15 protein-coding genes are annotated in these 17,821 nt (G+C 69.2%); 11 read left to right on the top strand and 4 right to left on the bottom strand.

The features are described 5' to 3' along the window. Positions 1 to 12: 12 nt before the first annotated feature. Both lolA and A6B37_RS17540 read right to left on the bottom strand, forming a co-directional pair. Positions 13 to 636 (bottom strand): outer membrane lipoprotein chaperone LolA, encoded by a 624-nt coding sequence (gene lolA / locus A6B37_RS17545; RefSeq protein WP_111826485.1) that lies wholly within the window; start codon positions 634 to 636, stop codon positions 13 to 15. Continuing rightward, on the bottom strand, positions 636 to 3,014 hold the full coding sequence (locus tag A6B37_RS17540) for a DNA translocase FtsK (protein WP_102774229.1): 2,379 nt from the start codon (positions 3,012 to 3,014) through the stop codon (positions 636 to 638). Before A6B37_RS17540 ends, lolA begins: the two co-directional genes overlap by 1 nt. A 54-nt stretch (positions 3,015 to 3,068) precedes the next feature. Between A6B37_RS17540 and trxB the strand changes: the two genes are divergently transcribed. The 5 genes from trxB to A6B37_RS17515 are packed head-to-tail and all read left to right on the top strand — an operon-like array spanning position 3,069 to position 6,731. Continuing rightward, a complete protein-coding gene (trxB, locus tag A6B37_RS17535) occupies positions 3,069 to 4,028 on the top strand; it encodes a thioredoxin-disulfide reductase (RefSeq protein WP_102774228.1) in 960 nt (319 codons plus the stop codon). Then, a complete protein-coding gene (locus tag A6B37_RS17530; RefSeq protein ID WP_111826484.1) occupies positions 4,015 to 4,689 on the top strand; it encodes a Smr/MutS family protein in 675 nt (224 codons plus the stop codon). Before trxB ends, A6B37_RS17530 begins: the two co-directional genes overlap by 14 nt. Further along, complete coding sequence (locus tag A6B37_RS17525; RefSeq protein ID WP_102774226.1) at positions 4,686 to 5,015, top strand: multidrug efflux SMR transporter; 330 nt, start codon at positions 4,686 to 4,688, stop codon at positions 5,013 to 5,015. The genes A6B37_RS17530 and A6B37_RS17525 overlap by 4 nt, the downstream gene beginning before the upstream one ends. Next, positions 5,012 to 5,647: a hypothetical protein gene (locus tag A6B37_RS17520; protein ID WP_246842505.1), complete on the top strand. Its 636-nt coding sequence runs from the start codon at positions 5,012 to 5,014 to the stop codon at positions 5,645 to 5,647. Before A6B37_RS17525 ends, A6B37_RS17520 begins: the two co-directional genes overlap by 4 nt. Continuing rightward, complete coding sequence (locus A6B37_RS17515) at positions 5,634 to 6,731, top strand: hypothetical protein (RefSeq protein WP_111826483.1); 1,098 nt, start codon at positions 5,634 to 5,636, stop codon at positions 6,729 to 6,731. The genes A6B37_RS17520 and A6B37_RS17515 overlap by 14 nt, the downstream gene beginning before the upstream one ends. Here A6B37_RS17515 and A6B37_RS17510 read toward each other — a convergent pair. Then, positions 6,728 to 8,818, bottom strand: coding sequence for a sodium:solute symporter family protein (locus tag A6B37_RS17510; RefSeq protein ID WP_111826482.1), 2,091 nt, complete (start codon positions 8,816 to 8,818; stop codon positions 6,728 to 6,730). The genes A6B37_RS17515 and A6B37_RS17510 overlap by 4 nt on opposite strands. Continuing rightward, positions 8,818 to 9,096 carry a sodium/substrate symporter small subunit gene (locus tag A6B37_RS17505; RefSeq protein ID WP_102774223.1) on the bottom strand — a complete coding sequence of 93 codons (279 nt, stop codon included), beginning with the start codon at positions 9,094 to 9,096 and terminating at the stop codon, positions 8,818 to 8,820. The genes A6B37_RS17510 and A6B37_RS17505 overlap by 1 nt, the downstream gene beginning before the upstream one ends. Before the next feature lie 576 nt (positions 9,097 to 9,672). Here A6B37_RS17505 and kdpF point away from each other — a divergent pair. From kdpF to kdpE, 6 genes are read left to right on the top strand one after another with little or no spacing between them, the layout of a single operon-like run. Then, positions 9,673 to 9,762, top strand: coding sequence for a K(+)-transporting ATPase subunit F (kdpF, locus tag A6B37_RS17500; RefSeq protein ID WP_102774222.1), 90 nt, complete (start codon positions 9,673 to 9,675; stop codon positions 9,760 to 9,762). Further along, positions 9,762 to 11,453 (top strand): potassium-transporting ATPase subunit KdpA, encoded by a 1,692-nt coding sequence (gene kdpA / locus A6B37_RS17495; RefSeq protein ID WP_111826481.1) that lies wholly within the window; start codon positions 9,762 to 9,764, stop codon positions 11,451 to 11,453. Before kdpF ends, kdpA begins: the two co-directional genes overlap by 1 nt. A 23-nt stretch (positions 11,454 to 11,476) precedes the next feature. Further along, positions 11,477 to 13,636, top strand: coding sequence for a potassium-transporting ATPase subunit KdpB (gene kdpB / locus A6B37_RS17490; RefSeq protein WP_111826480.1), 2,160 nt, complete (start codon positions 11,477 to 11,479; stop codon positions 13,634 to 13,636). Between the two features lie 27 nt (positions 13,637 to 13,663). Then, the gene (gene kdpC / locus A6B37_RS17485; RefSeq protein WP_111826479.1) at positions 13,664 to 14,272 is read left to right on the top strand and encodes a potassium-transporting ATPase subunit KdpC; all 609 of its coding nucleotides are present in this window, start codon (positions 13,664 to 13,666) and stop codon (positions 14,270 to 14,272) included. A 45-nt stretch (positions 14,273 to 14,317) separates the two neighbouring features. Continuing rightward, positions 14,318 to 17,092: a sensor histidine kinase KdpD gene (locus A6B37_RS17480; RefSeq protein ID WP_111826478.1), complete on the top strand. Its 2,775-nt coding sequence runs from the start codon at positions 14,318 to 14,320 to the stop codon at positions 17,090 to 17,092. 12 nt (positions 17,093 to 17,104) lie between these two features. Beyond that, the gene (gene kdpE / locus A6B37_RS17475; protein ID WP_102774218.1) at positions 17,105 to 17,797 is read left to right on the top strand and encodes a two-component system response regulator KdpE; all 693 of its coding nucleotides are present in this window, start codon (positions 17,105 to 17,107) and stop codon (positions 17,795 to 17,797) included. The last annotated feature ends 24 nt before the right edge of the window (positions 17,798 to 17,821 follow it).

Here is a 17,821-nt window from a genome sequence, read left to right as displayed (position 1 = left end):
GCCCCGCGCCGCTCACATCTTCACGACATCGACGCCCTTCGGGGCGACGAATTCGAATTCCTTGGCGGAAAGCTGGGGATTGGCGGAAATGTTGGACAGGTCCACGCGCGTGGTCTGGCCGAAGGAATCCAGCAGTTCGACACGCACCGGCAGGTTGTTCTTCATGCCGATGTCCACGCGCGAGAACCCCGCGTCCGCGGTGCGCGGCTTGGCGCGCAGCCAGTCGACGCCGTCCCTGGACGGCAGCGCCGAGACGTCGAAAGACTGTTCGAGCGAGCCCGAGCCGAACAGGATGGCCGCCGGCGAGGTGCCGATGGCGGCGTCGACCTTGCGCTCGGTCACCTGCGCCAGGTCGGGATCGAACTGCGATACCTTGCGGCCGTCGGACACCACCAGCTGCTCATAGGGCTTTTGCACGGCCCACTTGAACTTGCCGGGGCGCTGGAACGAGAACACGCCGGTCTGGGCCGGCTGCGTGCGGCCCTGGTTGTTCACGGTGTATTGCGAGAACGAACCGGTGGCGGACGAGACCGTGGCCACGAAGGCGCGCAGCTGTTCCTGCGCGCTGGCGGCCAGCGCCACGGCGGGCGCCAGGGTCAGGGCCGCCACGGCGGCCAGTCGGCGTAACGTCTTCATCAGGCTTCCTCACGGGCGGCCGCCGCGGGAACCAGGATCTCGCGATTGCCGTTGGATTGCATCGCCGACACCATACCCGATTGCTCCATCTGCTCCAGTAACCGCGCCGCACGGTTGTAACCAATCCGCAGGTGGCGCTGCACCAGCGAGATCGAGGCGCGGCGGTGCTTGAGCACCACTTCGCAGGCCTGGTCGTACATCGGATCGGATTCGGCGTCGCCGCCGATGCCGGTGACGCTGCTGGCGCCTTCGCCGTCGCCGTCCAGGCCGCCTTCGAGCAGGCCTTCGATGTAGTTGGGCTCGCCCTGCGACTTCAGGCTTTCGACCACGCGGTGGACTTCATCGTCGTTCACGAAGGCGCCGTGCACCCGCACCGGCAGGCCGGTGCCCGGCGGCATGTAAAGCATGTCGCCCTGGCCCAGCAGGGTTTCGGCGCCCATCTGGTCGAGAATGGTGCGCGAGTCGATCTTGGACGAGACCTGGAAGGCGATGCGCGTGGGAATGTTGGCCTTGATCAGGCCGGTGATGACGTCCACGCTGGGGCGCTGGGTGGCCAGGATCAGGTGGATACCGGCCGCGCGCGCCTTTTGCGCCAGGCGCGCGATCAGCTCTTCGATTTTCTTGCCCACGACCATCATCAGGTCGGCCAGCTCGTCGATGACCACCACGATGGTGGGCAGCGGCGACAGCGGCTCGGGCGCGTCCGGGGTCAGCGAGAACGGATTCGGGATCGGTTCCTCGCGCTTGATGGCTTCGCGGATCTTGGTGTTGTAGCCGGCCAGGTTGCGCACGCCCATCTTGCTCATCAGGCGGTAGCGCTTTTCCATCTCGCCCACGCACCAGTTCAGCGCGTTCGACGCCTGGCGCATGTCGGTGACCACCGGCGCCAGCAGGTGCGGGATGCCTTCGTAGACGCTCATTTCGAGCATCTTCGGGTCGATCAGGATCAGCCGGGTGTGGGAGGCGTCGGCCTTGTACAGCAGCGACAGGATCATGGCGTTGATCCCCACCGACTTGCCCGAACCGGTGGTGCCCGCCACCAGCAGGTGCGGCATCTTGGCCAGGTCGGCCACCACCGGGTTGCCGGCGATGTCCTTGCCCAGCGCCATCGTCACGACGGAATGGCTGGCGTGGTAGGTCTGCGACCCCAGGATCTCGGACAGGCGCACCATCTGGCGGCGCGGGTTCGGCAGTTCCAGGCCCATCAGGTTCTTGCCGGGGATGGTTTCCACCACGCGGATGCTGACCAGGCTCAGCGCGCGCGCCAGGTCCTTGGCCAGGTTGACGATCTGGCTGCCCTTGACGCCGGTGGCCGGTTCGATTTCGTAGCGCGTGATGACCGGGCCGGCCTGCGCCGCCACCACCGTGACGGACACGCCGAAGTCGGCCAGCTTCTTTTCGATCAGGCGCGAGGTGAATTCGATGGTTTCGGCCGACACGGTTTCCTGGTTGGCCAGCGGCGGGTCCAGCAGGCTGATGGCCGGCAGGTCGCCCTCGGCGCCGCCCGACGGGGCGAAGAACAGCGACTGCTGCTTTTCCTTTTCGACCCGTTCGGACTTGGGCACCACGGTGATGGCGGGCTCGATGCGCACCGGCTGCTCGTGGACCAGTTTTTCCTGCTTGGCCACCACCTGCTCGGTGCGCACGGCCTTGGCGACCTCGCCGACCTTGCGGTCCTGGCGCGCGGTGTAGGAATCGCGCACGCGGCGCAGCAGGCCTTCCAGCCAGGAACCCACGCGCTCGGCGACCGACAGCCACGAGAACGAGAAGAACAGGCTCAGGCCGATCGCCAGCATGACCAGGAAGGCCAGCGTGCTGCCGGTGAAGCCGATGCTGCGGCCGATCAGGTCGGCCAGGGTCTGGCCGATGACGCCGCCGGCGCCGCTGGCGTTTTCGGACGCCCCCGGCAGGCGCGTGCCGTGGCTGGCCAGGCGCAGGGCCTCCATGCCCAGCGAGCCGACCAGCAGCAGGAAGAATCCGATGCCCTCTTCCCAGTGGACGCGGGGCAGCACTTCCGGCTGCTTACCGTTCGTTACCTTGAGATGGCTGGCCAGGCGGCGGTAGCCCGCGCGCACGCGGTGCAGCAGCAACACCACCCACCACCAGGCGGAAAAACCGAACAGATAAAGCAGGATGTCGGCCAGATAGGCGCCCAGCGTGCCGCCACGGTTGTGGATGGCGCCGGCGGGGACGGAATGCGACCAGCCAGGATCGGACGGACTCCAGGTGGCGAGCACCAGGGTGAGCCAGGCCGCCAGGGCGGCGAACAGAATCCATCGGGCTTCGCGCAGCAACGCGGACAGACGCGTCTGCAGGGGCGAAGGCCCGTTACGGGTATTGCGCGAAGCGCGCGGAGAAGCAGTCGAGATACGCGGCATGCGGCTCATTATAATTGGGCGTCAACCTAAAGATACCTGCTAAAGATCCCGCCCATGTCCACTGCCACGCACGCTAAAGTTTTGATACTCGGTTCCGGCCCCGCCGGTTACACGGCGGCCGTCTATGCGGCACGCGCCAACCTGAACCCGGTACTTGTTACAGGCCTGGCCCAAGGCGGCCAGCTCATGACCACCACGGATGTGGACAACTGGCCGGCGGACGCCGACGGCGTGCAGGGTCCGGACCTGATGCAGCGCTTCCAGAAGCACGCCGAGCGCTTCAACACCGAGATGCTGTTCGACCACATCGCCAAGGTCGATCTCTCCAAGCGTCCCTTCACCCTGACGGGCGACACCGGCAAGGTCTACACCTGCGACGCCCTCATCATCGCCACCGGCGCGTCGGCCAAGTACCTGGGCCTGCCTTCCGAGCAGGCCTTCATGGGCCGCGGCGTGTCGGGCTGCGCCACCTGCGACGGCTTTTTCTACCGCAACCAGGACGTGGTCGTGGTGGGCGGCGGCAACACCGCCGTCGAAGAGGCGCTGTACCTGTCCAACATCTGCCGCAAGGTCACCCTGATCCACCGCCGCGACAAGTTCCGCGCCGAGCCCATCCTGGTCGACAAGCTCATGAGCAAGGTCGAGAACGGCAATATGGAACTGAAGCTGTTCCATACGCTGGAAGAAGTGCTGGGCGACGACGGCGGCGTCACCGGCGTGCGCGTGCGCCACGTCGAGACCGGCGCCACCGAGGACATGGCGGCCACCGGCGCGTTCATCGCCATCGGCCACCAGCCCAATACCGAGATCTTCCAGGGCCAGCTCGAAATGAAGGACGGCTACATCGTCACCAAGAGCGGCCTGTCCGGCATGGCCACGATGACCTCGGTGCCGGGCGTGTTCGCCGCCGGCGACGTGCAGGACCACGTCTACCGCCAGGCCATCACCAGCGCCGGCACCGGCTGCATGGCGGCCCTGGACGCACAGCGGTGGCTGGAGAATGCGGGGCAGTAAGGTCGGCCTGGCCGACCTCAAGCGCCTGAAGAAAGACCTCCAGGAAGAACGCGAGCGCGCCGCCCTGGCCCCGCCGCGCGCGGCGCCGGCCAAGGCCGAAGCCGCGCCCGAGGACGACCTGGCCGCGTTCCGGCGCACGCTCAAGTCGGTCACGCCGCTCAAGCCGTCGCAATCCGCGCGCGTGGCGCACAAGCCGCCGGCGCAGCCCGCCCCGGCATTGCGCCGCGCCAACGCGCTGGGCGAGACGCCCGCGCGCGCCGACGCCGGGGTCTCCGACGGCGGCGAAATCACCCACCTGCTGTCCGAAGGCGGCACCGCCTTCGTGCGCGGCGACGCCGCCCCCGACACCGCGCGCAACCTGCGCCGCGGCCAATGGCGCGCGGGCGCCGAACTGGACCTGCACGGCCTGCGCGTGGAACAGGCCCGCCACGCCCTGCTCTCGTTCCTAGACGAATGCCTGGAACACGGCATCCGCTGCGTGCGCGTGGTGCACGGCAAGGGCTACGGCTCGCAGGGGCTGGAGCCGGTGCTCAAGGACAAGGCGCGCACCTGGCTGGTGCAGAAGGCCGAAGTCATGGCGTTTTCCGAAGCGCCCGAACGCGAAGGCGGCGCCGGCGCGCTGCTGGTGCTGCTGCGCCAATCCGAAGGAGCCCGCAAATGAAGTGGCTGTACCTGGCCGTGGCCATCATCGCGGAAATCTTCGCGACCAGCGCGCTCAAGGCGTCCGACGGACTGACCCGGCTGACGCCCTCCATCGTCACCGTGGTCGGCTACCTGATCTCGTTCTATTTCCTGTCGCTCACGCTGCGCGTGATCCCGGTGGGCATCGCCTACGCCATCTGGTCCGGCGTGGGCATCGTGCTGATCTCCATCGCCGGCGCGGTGCTGTTCAAGCAGCACCTGGACGCGCCGGCCCTGATCGGCATCGGGCTCATCATCGCCGGCGTGGTGGTGATGAACGTGTTCTCCAAATCCGTCGCGCATTGAACGCCCCCGCGCACACGGCCCGGCGCCGGCTGCTGGCGGCCGGATTCTGCCTGGGCTGGCTGGGCGGCCTGCTTTCGCGCGCGGCTCTGGCGCAGGAGTTCAACCGGGCGGCTGAATTGAAGCGCTACCGGGCCTGGTTCCAGGCTTTCACGCAGGATATCGAGCGGCTGTCGGCCGCCCGCCGGCCGCTCAGCGACGCGCAGTTGGACGCGCTGTTCGCACGCACCGTGGTGCCGGGGTCGCGCGCGGCGGCGTTCATCCGGGGCACTTTCACGCAGCGCGGCGACGACGGCACGTACGTTGCCCGCTACGGCCCGCGCCGGGTCTTCATGGGCGTGCTGCAAAACGCCATCCCCGCCGGCCAGGGCGGCGTCTATCCCGAAATCGACCCCGCCCTGAAAGGCCCCGAGCTGACGGTCTGGTACATGCACGTGGACGCGGGCGACATGGCCAACACTTACCTGAAATCGCCCGAGAATTTCACCCCTTACCGGCTGCCGCCGGCCGGCACGCTGGAACGCAAGGCCTATCCCTTCCTGCTGATGGAATCGCGCGACGGGACGCTGCGCCTGGGCGGCGTCAGCAGCGAACTCTGGGGCCTCATCGTCCATCTGCACAATGCCGCGCTCTGACCGAACCGCCCTGGCCGCCTTGACGGGGCTGCTGCTGGCCCCGGGGCTGGCCCATGCCCTGTGCACGCCGCTGGCCGCGTCCGGCCATAAAGAGACGCTGACGGCCGACGTCCGGCTCGACGAAACCAATACACTGCTCGGCCTGGACGGCTCGCGGATCGAGACCTGGCAGCCCCCGGCGGGCGTGGAAACCGGCGCGCGCGCCGTCCCCTACATCTGGGCCGAACGGGTGGACTGGTCGGTCTATGCCGCCGAACCCGGCGCGCGCATCGCGACCACGCTGCTGCGCTACGAACGCGGCGCCGACGGCGCCAGGCATCTGTGCGGCATCGCCCTGTACAGCCCGCGCACCGTGGAAGAAGCGCTCGCCTCGCCCGCCGCCAGCCTGCCTGCGCCCGACCAGGAAATCCGCTATTACTACGACGAAACCAGCCGCCTGAGCGGCTACGAACAGCGCTGGCGCGCCTGGGACGGCAGCCGCAGCCAGTCCGAACGCCACTGCCTGCGCTACGACGAGCACGGCTGGCTGGCCGAACTGGGCAAGGGCTCGTGCAACGGTGCTCCGCGGCCCCAGGCCCGCTATGTGCACGACGCGGCGGGCCGTCTGCTGCGCACCCTGCTTTATCCGGAAGGCCGCGACCAGCCGCAGGAAGTGGTGGTATACGACGAGCAGGGCCGGCCCGCCCGGCGCTATCTGCGGCAGGACGGCGCCCTGCCGTACCGGGCCATGGAAACCGCCAATCCCGCGCTCATCGTGCCGGGCCCCGACTGGACGCCGCCCGCACTGGATTCGTATGGCTACGCCTGGTCCATCGTGCAGACGCGCGACGCGGACGACGCCAGCCTGTACGCGGCCGCCAGCGATCCCGCCGCCGTGCTCGCCAGCGGCACCAGCGGCGGCGACGGCCGCTTCACGCTGTCATCCGCCCAGGGCCGGCGCATCTGGGATGCAATCCGGCAGTCGCCCGGCCTGGTGCACTGGCTGTGGGCGCCGGGCCAGATCTACGCGCTGCTGCCCGCCATGCCGCAACGGGCGTGGGCGGCCTGCGCCGACCCGCGCAATCCCGACCCCGGCGCCTGCTAGGGATTCTCGCTCTGCGGCCGGGCCGCGCCCGGGCTGCGCAGGTAGTCCACCAGCGCCAGCGTGGCCCTGTCCGGCGCCGGCGTCAGCAGGGACACCACGATGATCGTCAGGAACGCCACCGGCGCGCCGAAGACGCCGGCGGCGATCGGCTGGATGCCCCACCACAGGTCCACCGGCTGCGTGCGCGACACGCCCAGCACCCATTCGCGCAGCCACGGATGCGTGTGCGTCATATAGGCGAAAGTCGCGGCCAGGCCCGCCGCCATGCCGAACGTCGCTCCCCATTTGTTGGCGCGCCGCCAGAACACGCCCATCACCAGGGCCGGGAAGAACGAGGAGGCGGCGAACGAGAACGCCGCCGACACCATGAAGAGAATGTCCGCCGGCTTGCGCGCCGCCACCCAGGCCGCGCCGAATGCCACCAGCAGCAGCAGGATCTTGGACACCATCACCCGGCGCGCGGCCGACATGCGCGGCGACACCATCCGATACCACATGTCGTGCGACAGCGAGTTGGACAGGGTCAGCAGCAGCCCGTCGGCCGTGGACAGCGCGGCGGCCAGCCCGCCCGCCGCCACCAGGCCCGAGATCACATAGGGCAGCCCGCCGATCTCCGGCATGGCCAGCACCACCACGTCCGCCCCCATGCTGATCTCGCTCAGCTGCACGATACCGTCGCGGTTGAGGTCGGTGACGTCCAGCAGGTTGCTGTCGACCGCGCTCCAGGCGTGCACCCAGTTGGGCAGGCTGAGGAAGCTGGAGCCCACCACCTGGGTATAGACCTCGTACTTCACCAGCAGCGCCAGCGCCGGCGCCATGAAATACAGCAGCAGGATGAACAGCAGCGACCAGCACACCGAACGGCGCGCCTCGATGATGGAGGGCGTGGTGTACGAGCGCATCAGGATATGCGGCATGCCGGCGGTGCCCAGCATCAGGCACAGCACCAGCGCCAGGAAATTCACGCGCATATTGCGCCGCTCTTCGGCGTCCTTGGCCGGAAAAGGCTCGGCATGCGGGGTGGGCGGCGCGGCGCGCGCCTCGAACGTGGCGCACGCCTGCGACCACACCGTGCGCGCCTCTTCCACGCTGGCCGGGTAGCTGGCCAGTTCGCGCTCGGCCGAACGGATCTCGACCATCGGCGCCTCGCTCGCGTTCAGCTGGGCCAGCCGGCTGCGCAGCTTGTCCTTTTCCAGGGTCCAGGATTCCGGCAGGGCCGCCACGCGCCGCGCCATGTCGTCGGCATGCTGCTGCCACAGGCGCCGCACTTCGATCTCCGAGGGGTCGTTCTGCAGGTACACCTCTTTCTCGGTGACCTGCTGCAGCACCGCGCCGGCCGACAGCTGCGGCACCGGCATGTGGGTGTGCTTGACCGACAGCCATATCACCGGCACCAGGTAGGCGATGACCAGGATGATGTACTGGCCCACCTGCGTCCAGGTCACCGCGCGCATGCCGCCCAGGAAGGAGCACACCAGCATCCCGCCCAGCGCCACGAAAATGCCCAGCTCGAACGATATGCCGGTCATGCGCGTGGTGATGATGCCCACGCCGTAGATCTGCGCCACCAGATAGGTGAAGGAGCACAGGATCGCGCAGGCCACGCCGGCCATGCGCGGCATGTTGCCGCCGTAGCGCGCGCCCATGAAGTCGGGAATCGTGTACTGGCCGAAGCGCCGCAGATAGGGAGCCAGCAGCATCGCCACCAGCACGTAGCCGCCGGTCCACCCCATGATGTAGGCCAGCCCGCCGTAGCCGGTCAGGTACAGCGTGCCGGCCACGCCGATGAAGGAAGCCACCGACATCCAGTCGGCCGCGGTGGCCATGCCGTTGTAGATGGCGGGCACGCGGCGCCCGGCCACGTAGTACTCCACCTGGTCGGAGGTGCGGCAGACGATGCCGATGCCAGCGTACAGGCTGACCGTCACCAGCAGGAACACGTAGCCGATCCAGTTGCGCGGCATGCCCAGGATCTCGGCCAGCGCCATCAGCAGGATCATCAGCGCGAAGCCGGCGGTGTACAGCACGTAGATGCGCCGCAGGCGCAGGCGGAACTGCTGGGGCGTGTCGCCGCTGAAAAACGGCATCAGCGCTCCTCCCCGGCCTCGTCGGCGCGTTCATCGGCGCGATTCATGGTCCGGGCGTAGACGGCGATGATGACCAGATAGGCCAGCGGCGCGCCGTAGGCGGCCATCCAGAACGCGAAGGGCCAGTCCAGAAAGCCGAAGCTCAGGCTGCGGGCGAAATACGAGGGAACGAAAGTCAGCGCCGCCCAGATGGCGAGCAGCAGCAGAATCAGCCGCAGGTTGCGGCGCCAATAGGGAGTCGGTGCGGGATCAGGGTGTGAATGACGCGATTCCGGCATAACTAGGGTGAGCGGGGCTCCGCCTGAATGTCGCGAAAACGCGGCGCTTGAAAAGCCCCCTGCGGAAGCAATGCCGGCTTTTTATGCGACAACGGCTGGCACTACCAGGTGCCAGCCGTTGTGCGTTTTGCTTTTTTTCTGGGTACTGCTTACTTTTTTTATGTACCGGTGCCGCCGGTATTTGCCCATGCAGGGCTTTGTCTCCTCACCTGCATGGGATGAGATTCTGCACCAGTAGCGGGATTGTCACACTAGGGGAATGCCCTAAGAAGGAGCATTCATTTACATATTCGCTGCACCATATAAGTGCATTTCGATCGAAACATCCTAAATATTGGGATTTTTCGTTTTTACGTTTCATTTATCCCGCCCCGCCAAACCTATACCCCGTTTTTACCCCCCGCTGCGTAACCTGCCGGTGTCCTGATCGGCCCTGGCCGCGCCTGCCGGCGCGCGGGCCGTCCGCTTTCGGGAGAAAAACGTGGATGCCTTCTATATCGCCATTTTCGCCGTGCTGGCGGGGCTGACCTACGCCCTGCTGCGCTTCTGCCTGGCCCTGTCTTCGGGAGCACGGGCATGAACGCGCTTTATTGGCTGAGCGGCGTGACCGCCGCCCTGTTGTTCGTCTACCTGCTGGTGGCGCTGTTCAAACCGGAGAAATTCTGATGTCCGCCGAATTCATCGGATTGCTCGCCGCCTACCTGGCGGTCCTGCTGGCCGTCGCGCCGTTTCTGGGGCGGTATATCCGCGCGGCCATGGAAAACCCGCAGTCCCGGCTGACGGCCTGGGGCCGCCCGCTGGAACGCGGCATTTACCGGCTGGCCGGCATAGACCCCCAGGCCGAAATGGGCTGGCAGCGCTACGCCCTGGCCGTGCTGGCCTTCAACATCGTGGGAATCGCGGCGGTCTACGCCCTGCAGCGCCTGCAGGGCGTGCTGCCCCTGAACCCCGCCGGCCTGGGCGCGGTGGCGCCGGACTCGGCGCTGAACACCGCCATCAGCTTCGTCACCAACACCAACTGGCAGGGCTACGGCGGCGAGTCCACCATGAGCTACCTGACCCAGATGCTGGCGCTGACGGTGCAGAACTTCGTCTCGGCCGCGACCGGCATCGCCGTGCTGTTCGCTTTGGTGCGCGGCCTGGCGCGCCATTGCTCCACTACGGTGGGCAATTTCTGGGCCGACATGGTGCGTTGCACGCTGTACGTGCTGCTGCCGCTGTCGCTGGTGCTGGCGCTGGCGCTGGTCAGCCAGGGCGTGATCCAGAACTTCAGCGCCTACCAGGAAGTCCAGACCCTGGCCGGCCAGACCCAGACGCTGGCCATGGGCCCGGTGGCCTCGCAGGAATCGATCAAGCTGCTGGGCACCAACGGCGGCGGCTTCTTCAACGCCAACTCCTCGCATCCGTACGAAAACCCCACGGCGCTGGCGAACTTCCTGGAGATGCTGGCCATTCTGGCGATCCCGGCGGCGCTGTGCTTCTCGTTCGGCGAGATGGTGGGCAGCCGGCGCCAGGGCATCGCGATCCTGGCGGCCATGACGCTGCTGTTCGGCGCGTTCGCGCTGTCGGCCGGCTACTTCGAGCAGCAGCCCAATCCCATGGCCGCGCAGGCCGGCGCCTCGGTGTCCGGCGGCAACATGGAAGGCAAGGAAACCCGCTTCGGCATCGCCGCGACCTCGCTGTTTGCCACCGTCACCACGGCGGCCTCCTGCGGCGCGGTCAACGGCATGCACGATTCGTTCACCGCGATGGGCGGGCTCACGCCGATGCTGCTGATGCAGCTGGGCGAGGTGGTCTTCGGCGGCGTGGGTTCGGGCCTGTACGGCATGCTGGCCTGCGCCATCCTGGCCGTGTTCATCGCCGGGCTGATGATAGGCCGCAGTCCCGAATACCTGGGCAAGAAGATCGAGGCCCACGACATGAAGATGGTGTCCATCGTCATCTTGGCCACGCCGCTGCTGGTGCTGGGCGGCACGGCGCTGGCCGTGTCCGTCGCCGCCGGCCAGGCCGGCGTGCTGAACCCGGGCATCCACGGTTTTTCGGAAATCCTCTATGCCCTCAGCTCGGCGGCGAACAACAACGGCAGCGCCTTCGCCGGCCTGTCGGCCAACACGCCCTTCTACAACGTCCTGCTCGGCGCGGCCATGTGGTTCGGCCGCTTCGCCATCATCGTCGCGGTGCTGGCGCTGGCCGGCTCGCTGGCCGCCAAGCGCCGCCTGCCCGCCGGTCCGGCCAGCATGCCCACGACCGGTCCGCTGTTCGTGACCCTGCTGATCGGCGCGGTGCTGATGGTGGGCGCGCTGACCTACGTGCCCGCGCTGGCCTTGGGGCCGGTCGCCGAACACTTGATGCGGTAGCGCCGCATAACTGGAATATGAAAATGGCCAAGATTGAAACCTCCGCCTTCGGCGCCGCGGGCGGCGCCGCCCACGTCCCTGCCGCCGCCCCGCAGGAACGCGGCTTCGGACTGTGGTCGGGCGCGCTGGTCGCCCCCGCCCTGCTGGAAAGCCTGCGCAAGCTGTCGCCGACGGCGCAGTTGAAGAACCCCGTGATGTTCGTGGTCTACGCGGGCAGCATCCTGACGACCGTGCTGTGGGTCATGGCCCTGCGCGGCATGGCCGACGCGCCCGCCGGCTTCATCCTGGCGATCGCCGCGTGGCTGTGGTTCACCGTGCTGTTCGCCAATTTCGCCGAGGCCCTGGCCGAAGGCCGCGGCAAGCAGCAGGCCGCCGCCTTGCGCGGCCTGCGCACCACCGTGAACGCCCGCCTGCTCAAGGGCTGGCGCGAGGCCGACGCGCGCCACGCGCAGCCGGCCGAATGGCGCGGCCTGGCGGTCAGCCAGCCATCCGGCCTGCTGCGCCGCGGCGACGTGGTGCTGGTCGAAGCCGGCGAGACCATACCCGGCGACGGCCAGGTGCTGGCCGGCGTCGCCTCGGTGGACGAAAGCGCCATCACCGGCGAATCCGCGCCGGTGATCCGCGAGTCCGGCGGCGACTTCTCCTCGGTCACCGGCGGCACGCGGGTGCTGTCTGACTGGATCTTCGTGCGCATCGAGGCCGACCCGGGCGAGAGCTTCCTGGACCGCATGATAGGCATGGTCGAAGGCGCCAAGCGCCAGAAGACGCCCAACGAACTGGCGCTCACCATCCTGCTGGTCGGCCTGACGGTGGTGTTCCTGCTGGTGGTGGCGACCCTGCTGCCGTTCTCGATCTACGCGGTCGACGCCGCCGGCGCGGGCGCCGCGGTCACCGTGACCGTGCTGGTGGCGCTGCTGGTCTGCCTGATCCCCACCACCATCGGCGGGCTGCTGTCGGCCATCGGCGTGGCCGGCATGAGCCGCATGATGGGCGCCAACGTCATCGCCACTTCGGGCCGCGCGGTCGAGGCCGCCGGAGACGTGGACGTGCTGCTGCTGGACAAGACCGGCACCATCACCTTCGGCAACCGCCAGGCCTCGGCCTTCCTGCCCGCGCCCGGCGTGTCCGAACGCGAACTGGCCGACGCCGCGCGCCTGGCCTCGCTGGCCGACGAAACGCCCGAGGGCCGCAGCATCGTGGCCCTGGCCGACAAGCTCCTGCGCGCGCCGGCCGCGCCCATGCCGAACGCGCAGTTCGTGCCCTTCAGCGCCCAGTCGCGCATGAGCGGCGTGGACGCCGGCGGCCGCAGCATCCGCAAGGGCGCGGTCGACGCGGTCCAGTCCTGGCTGGCGGCGCAGGACTCGGCGGTGCCGGCGCAGGCGCGCCAGCTGGCCGAGGACGTCGCGCGCCGCGGCAGCACGCCGCTGATGGTCAGCGACGGCGGCCGCGCGCTCGGCGTGGTCGAACTGAAGGACATCGTCAAGCCCGGCATCCAGTCGCGCTTCGCGGCGCTGCGCCGCATGGGGATCAAGACCGTCATGATCACCGGCGACAACAAGCTCACGGCGGCTTCCATCGCCGCCGAGGCCGGCGTCGACGACTTCCTGGCCGAGGCCACGCCCGAGGCCAAGCTCAAGCTGATCCGCACCTACCAGGCCGAAGGCCGGCTGGTGGCGATGACGGGCGACGGCACCAACGACGCGCCCGCGCTGGCGCAGGCCGACGTGGCGGTGGCGATGAATTCGGGCACCCAGGCGGCCAAGGAGGCCGGCAACATGGTGGACCTGGACTCCAACCCCACCAAGCTGATCGAGATCGTGGAGATCGGCAAGCAGATGCTGATGACCCGCGGCGCGCTCACCACCTTCAGCGTGGCCAACGACGTGGCCAAGTACTTCGCCATCATTCCCGCCGCCTTCGCCGCCGTGTATCCGCAGCTGCAGGTGCTGAACGTGATGGGCCTGGCCACGCCGGCCTCGGCCATCCTGTCGGCCGTGATCTTCAATGCGCTGATCATCGTGGCGCTGATTCCGCTGGCGCTCAAGGGCGTGCGCTACCGCCCGCTGGGCGCGGCGACGCTGCTGCGCCGCAACCTGCTGATCTACGGCCTGGGCGGCCTGCTGGTGCCGTTCGCCGGCATCAAGCTGATCGACATGGTGCTGGCCGCGCTGGGCTGGGCCTAGGCCCGGGCTTATTCCAAGGAACCAATCATGAAATCCTCCGCTACCCTGCCGCGCCAAGCCGGCATCCTGCGCCCGGCGCTGGTCGTCTTCGCCGCGCTGTCGCTGGTGACCGGCCTGGCCTATCCGTTCCTGACCACCGGCATCGCCGCCGCCGTGTTTCCGCGCGAAGCGGCCGGCTCGCTCATCGAGCAGGACGGCCGCTTCGTCGGCTCCGAACTGATCGGCCAATCGTTCAGCGCGCCCGGCTACTTCTGGGGCCGGCCGTCGGCCACCGGGCCCGCGCCATACAACGGCGCCAACTCCGGCGGCTCGAACCTGGGGCCGCGCAATCCGGCGCTGGCCGAGGCCATCCAGGCGCGCATCGCCGCCTTGAAGGCGGCCGATCCCGACAACCCCGTGCCCGTGCCGGTGGACCTGGTCACCGCGTCCGGCAGCGGACTGGACCCGCACATCAGCCCGGCCGCGGCGGCCTACCAGGCCGCGCGCGTGGCGCGCGCGCGCCATCTGCCGCGCGCGCAGGTCGACGCGCTGATCCAGGCGCATACCGAAAAGCCCTGGCTGGGCGTGCTGGGCGAGCCCGCGGTCAATGTGCTGACGCTGAACCTGGCGCTGGACCGGCTGGCGCCGGCGCGCTGATGGCGCGGCGTATAGTATTGCCAGCCGTCACCCCACACTATTTTCATGGCTGATACCGCCGGAGCGCGTCCGGACCCCGACGCGCTCTTGAAGACGCTGGACGATGCCGCGCGCCAGGCGGCGCGCGGCCGGCTGCGCATCTACTTCGGGTCTTCGGCCGGCGTGGGCAAGACCTACGCCATGCTGGTGGCGGCCCGCGCCCAGGCCGCGCAGGGCGCGCACGTGCTGGCCGGCGTGGTCGAAACCCACGGCCGGCGCGAAACCGCGGCGCTGCTCGAAGGCCTGCCCGTCCTCCCGCTCAAGGAGGCGCCGTACCGCGGCCACCTGCTGAAGGAATTCGACCTGGACGGCGCGCTGGCGCGGCGCCCGGACCTGGTGCTGGTGGACGAGCTGGCGCATTCGAACGCGCCCGGCTCGCGCCACGCCAAGCGCTGGCAGGACATCGAAGAACTGCTGACGGCCGGCATCGACGTCTGGACCACGCTGAACGTGCAGCACCTGGACAGCCAGAACATGGCGGTCGGCAGCATCACCGGGGTGCGGGTCTGGGAGACCGTGCCGGACGCGGTCTTCGATTCGGCCGACGAAGTGATCCTGGTCGACCTGTCGGCCGACGAGCTGCTGCGCCGCCTGAAAGAAGGCAAGGTCTACGTGCCCGAGCAGGCGCGCCACGCCACCCGCAACTTCTTCCGCAAGGGCAACCTGATCGCGCTGCGCGAGCTGGCGCTGCGCCGCACGGCCGACCACGTGGACGACGACGTCCAGGCCTACCGGCGCGACCGCGCCATCGAATCCGTATGGCGCACGCGCGAGGCCGTGGTCGCCTGCATCGGCCCGGACATCGACGCCGAGTACGTGATCCGCAGCGCCCACCAGCTGAGCCGGCAGCTGGACTGCGACCTGCACGTGGTCACCATCGACACGCCGCGCGCGGCCCCGCCGCCGCAGGCCGAACGCGAACGCATGCAGCGCAGCCTGGCCCTGGCGGATTCGCTGGGCGCGCGCAGCGAAACGCTGGCCGGCGACGACATGGTCGACGCGGTGGTGCGCTACGTGCGCCGCCACAACATCACCAAGGCCGTCATCGGCCGCACCCGCGCCGCCGGCCTGCAGCGCCTGCGCCTGTCGCTGTCGGCCGCGCTGACCAGCGCCCTCGCGCCGGGCTGGCTCTGGCGCCGCCACAGCTTCGCCGACATGCTGGCGGCCGGCTGCCCCGAGATCGATGTGATCCGCCTGGGCGCCCCGCCCCTGCCCGCCAGCGCCGCCTCCGTGCGCGACGCGCTGGCGCCGAAGGGGCGTGGCGACGAGCGCGGCGCGCGCCCGTTGGCCGGCTACGCCTGGGCGCTGTGCTATTGCGCCGGCGCCACCGCGCTGTCTGCGCTGGCCTTTCCCACCCTGCACCAGACCAACATCGTCATGCTGTTCCTGCTGGCGGTGGTGGCCGTGGCGCTGCGCCACGGCCGCGGGCCGGCGGCGCTGGCCTCGGTGGTCAGCGTGGGGCTGTTCGATTTCTTTTTCGTGCAGCCGCTGGCGTCCTTCGCCGTGTCGGACGTGCAGTACCTGCTGACCTTCGGCGTGCTGCTGTCGGTGGGCCTGCTGATCGGGCAGCTGACGGCCGGGCTGCGCCTGCAGGCGCAGGCCTCGGTCAAGCGCGAAGCCGACGCCCGCAGCCTTTACGAATTCGCGCGCGAACTCTCGTCGGCGCTGCTGCCCGAACAGATCGTCGCGCTGGCCGGCGCGTTCGTGCACGCCACCTTCGGCTCGCGCTGCGCGCTGTACATCCTGGGCATGGACGAGCGCCTGCAACTGGCCTCGCCGCCCGAGCCCGACATGCCGCCGCCGGAATCCGCCGTGGCCCTATGGGTCTACGACCACGGCCAGCCGGCCGGCGCGGGCACCGCCACGCTGGCGCACGGCGCGCTGCTGTACCTGCCGCTGAAAGCGCCCATGCGCATCCGCGGCGTGCTGGCGCTGGCGGCGGCGCGGCGCAGCCTGTTTTCCGACCCCGATTCGCGCCGCCAGATCGAAGCCTACGCCACCCTGATCGCCATCGCTCTCGAACGCCTGCATTACGTGGAGGTCGCGCAGCAGGCGCTGGTCAGCATGGAATCCGAGAAGCTGCGCAACTCGCTGCTGGCCGCGGTGTCGCACGACCTGCGCACCCCGCTGACCAGCCTGGTCGGCATGACCGACACGCTGATGCGCCAGCAGGCGGCGCTGCCGCCCGACGTGCACGACACCATCCGCGCCATGCGCGACCAGGCCCAGCGCATGCACGCGCTGGTCGCCAACCTGCTGGACATGGCGCGGCTGCAGAACCGCGACACGCCGCTGCGGCTGGAATGGCAGTCCATCGAGGAACTGGTGGGCGCGGCGCTGGCCGCCATGCGCGAGCCGCTGGCCGCGCACCGGGTCGTCGTCGACAGCCTGTCGCAGCTGCCGCTGGTGGAATGCGACGGCGTGCTGATCGAGCGGGTGTTGTGCAACCTGCTGGAGAACGCGGCCAAGTACACGCCGCCCGGCAGCACGCTGCGCCTGTCGGCGGCGGCCCGCGACGGCGAGCTGCGCGTGGCCGTCTGCGACAACGGCCCCGGCGTGCCGCCGGGCGCCGAACGCCGCATCTTCGAGAAATTCACGCGCGGCGAACGCGAGTCCGCCACGCCCGGCGTGGGCCTGGGCCTGGCCGTCTGCGAGGCCATCGTCGCCGCCCACCGTGGCAGAATCTGGGTCGAGCACGCGCCGGGCCAGCAGGCCGGCGCGCAGTTCGTCTTCACGCTCCCGCTGGGCACGCCGCCCCCGATCCAACCCGAAACCGCCTGAGCGCCGCCCCGCATGTTCGATTACCAGCCGACCCTCCTGCTCATCGAGGATGACGCCCATATCCGGCGCTTCGTGCGCCAGGCCCTGGAAACCGAGGGCTGCGTCGTGCATGAGGCCGACACCGTCAGGCGCGGCCTGATCGAGGCCGGCACCCGCCAGCCCGACGCGGTGGTGCTGGACCTGGGCCTGCCGGACGAGGACGGCATGACCCTGATCCGCGAACTGCGCGGCTGGACCGAGGTGCCGGTGCTGGTGCTGTCGGCGCGCAGCGCCGAGGCCGACAAGGTCGCCGCGCTGGACGCCGGCGCGGACGACTACCTGACCAAACCGTTCGGCGTCAGCGAACTGCTGGCGCGCCTGCGCGTGCTGCTGCGGCGCCACGCCCGCGGCGGCGCGGGCAATGCGGCGGAGATCGCGTTCGGCGACGTGCGCGTGGATTTCGCCCGCCGCGTGGTCGAGCGCGGCGGACGCCACGTGCACCTGACCGCGATGGAGTACCGGCTGCTGGCGGCGCTGCTGGCGCATCGCGGCAAGGTCATGACGCACCGCGAACTGCTGCGCGAGGTATGGGGGCCTTCGCACGTCGAAAGCAACCACTACCTGCGGATCTACATGGGCCACCTGCGCCAGAAGCTGGAGGCCGATCCCGCCCAGCCCGTCTATCTGCTGACCGAGATCGGCGTGGGCTACCGCTTCGCGGGCTGAAACGCGCGCCTGGCGTTGACGCCG

The organism is Achromobacter sp. HZ01 (assembly GCF_003267925.1).
In the GTDB taxonomy this organism is placed as follows: domain Bacteria; phylum Pseudomonadota; class Gammaproteobacteria; order Burkholderiales; family Burkholderiaceae_B; genus Achromobacter; species Achromobacter pulmonis_A.
This window is presented reverse-complemented; position numbering and strand designations above follow the sequence as displayed.